Annotated in this window: 2 protein-coding genes; one reads left to right on the forward strand and one right to left on the reverse strand. The window is 78.1% G+C overall.

The features are described 5' to 3' along the window. The coding region (locus tag MNY62_RS25405) for a tetratricopeptide repeat protein (protein WP_242347121.1) at window positions 1-622 on the reverse strand (622 nt) is incomplete at its 3' end. 82 nt (window positions 623-704) lie between these two features. On the opposite strand from MNY62_RS25405, the gene MNY62_RS25410 reads away from it, so the two are divergent. After that, window positions 705-2354, forward strand: a 1650-nt coding sequence (locus MNY62_RS25410; protein WP_242347122.1) for an endonuclease MutS2, incomplete at its 3' end; no start/stop codon positions are given.

The raw sequence follows: 2354 nt of genomic DNA on the forward strand, positions 1-2354 counted from the left end.
CGCGCGCCGCGGCGACGAGCTCCGCCTCGGCCTCGGCGAGGCGTCCGGCGGCCTCGCAGACCTCGGCGAGCCGCGCCCGGACCGCGGCGTCCCCGGGCCGGGCGTCGCGCGCCCGCTCGAGCTCGCGCGCGGCGTCGTCGTGGCGCCCGAGCCGCTCGAGCGCGAGGGCGCGGCGCAGGCGGACGTCGGGATCCTCCGCCACCATCAGCGCGCGGCCGTAGGCGGCCTGGGCGGCCTCGTCGTCGCCGGAGAGCTCCGCGAGCCGTGCGCTCGCGAGATCCCAGCGCGCGTCGACCGTACGACGCCGGACGCCCGCGAGGACCTCCCGCGCCCGATCGAGCTCCCGGCCGTCCGCGACGAGCAGCTCGGCGAGCTCGACGCGGACGTCGTCGCGGCCGGGGGCCGCGGCGAGCGCGTCCTCGAGCCTGCGCCGCGCCTCTGCGAGATCGCCCGCCGCGCGCAGGGCGAGGGCCTCGGCGAGGAGCGCGTCGGAGCCGGGGACCGGCGCCGCGGGGGGTACCGCGCGCAGCGCGAGCGGCGCGGTCGGGAGGGACGGCGCGGAGGCGCAGGCGGCGAGCACGGCGCCGAGCGCGAGGGAGTGGGCGAGAGGCAGGCGCTTCACGCCGGCATATAACCACGGGGCCGCGTCCATAATCCGGCCGGTGGCGCACCGGCCCTGGAACGGGTAAGTGGAGCGGCGTCCGATGACCGACCGCACTCAACGGGAGCTCGGCTGGCCCGAGGTCCTCTCAGCCCTGGCCGCGCGCTGCCGGCTCCCCGCCGGCCGGAGCCGCGCCCTCGACCTCCCCTTCCAGCCGACCGCGGACGACGCGCGCGAGGCGCTCCTGCGGGTGGGAGAGGCGCGGCGTTTGTCGGAGGTCGGGCTCGCGCTCCCGCTCGGCGGCGTCGGCGACGTCGCCGGGCACCTCGAGCGGGCGAGCAAGGGAGGGGTGCTCGAGCCGCTCGCGCTGCGCGAGTGCGCCGCGCTCGCCCGCGCCGCCGAGCGGACGCGCGGGCTCCTCGAGGCGCGCGCGGCGGAGACCCCGCGCCTGTGGGCCCTCGCGGAGCCGCTCTCGCCCTCGGCGGCGCTCGCCGATCGCATCGAGCGCGCCATCGAGCCGTCCGGCACGATCTCCGACCGCGCCAGCCCCGAGCTCGCCCAGGCCCGCGAGCGGGCCCGCGGGCTGCACCGCGCGCTCAAGGTCCAGGTGGAGGCGCTCCTCGCCGACGCCGAGATGCAGCGCCACCTGCGCGACACCTACTTCACCATCCGCAACGAGCGCTACGTGCTGCCCGTGCTCGCGAGCGCCCGCTCCGCCGTGCCGGGCATCGTCCACAACGCCTCCCAGTCCGGCCAGACGCTCTTCGTCGAGCCGGACTCGATGGTCGAGCTCGGGAACGAGCTCTCGATCTCGAACGCCGTGGCGGCCGAGGAGGAGCAGCGCATCCTCCGGGAGCTCACCGGGGCGCTCATGGCCGGCTCGGGCGCGCTCGCTCGCGACCTCGAGACCCTCGCCGCGCTGGACGTGCTCGAGGGGTCGGCGCTGCTCGCCTCCGACCTCGACGCCCACGCGCCCGAGGTGCTCCCCGCCGGCGCGGGCTTCGAGCTCCTCTCGCTGCGCCACCCGCTCCTCGTGCTGCAGGGCAAGAAGGTCGTCGCGAGCCACGTGCGGCTCGACCCGCCCGCCCGCGCGCTCATCGTCTCCGGCCCGAACGGCGGCGGGAAGACCGTCGCCATCACCGCGGTGGGCCTGTCGGCGCTCATGCTCCGCGCCGGCCTGCCGGTCGCGACCGCCGCCGGCTCCCGGCTCCCGTTCTTCCTCGAGGTGAAGGCGGCGGTCGACGAGCGCGGGGATCTCACGAAGGACCTCTCCACGTTCACCGCGCACCTCGCCGCGGTGAAGGAGATGCTGGCCGGCGCGGTGCCGGGGTCGCTCATCCTGGTGGACGAGATCGCCGCCGACACCGACCCGCGCGAGGGCGCGGCGCTCGCGGCGGCGATCCTGGAGTCGCTCGTCGAGCGCGGCGCGGCCGTGCTCGTGACGACGCACCTCGACGAGCTGAAGGCGCTCGCGCTCACCGACCGGCGCTACGCGAACGCGCGCGTCGGCTTCGACGCGGAGCGGCTCGCGCCCACCTACCAGCTGCACCTCGGCACCCCCGGCAGCTCGTCCGCGATCGAGGTCGCCGCCCGCGTGGGGCTGCCCGCCCCCGTCGTGGAGCGGGCGCGCGCGGCGCTCACCGGCCAGGGCGGCGCGCTCGGGCAGGCGCTCCGCGCGCTCGACGACGAGCGGGCGCGGCTCGCGGAGGAGCGGCGCGCGTCCGAGCAGACGCGCGCGGCGGCGCGGGAGGCC

The organism is Anaeromyxobacter terrae (assembly GCF_022690685.1).
Taxonomy (GTDB): Bacteria; Myxococcota; Myxococcia; order Myxococcales; family Anaeromyxobacteraceae; genus Anaeromyxobacter; species Anaeromyxobacter terrae.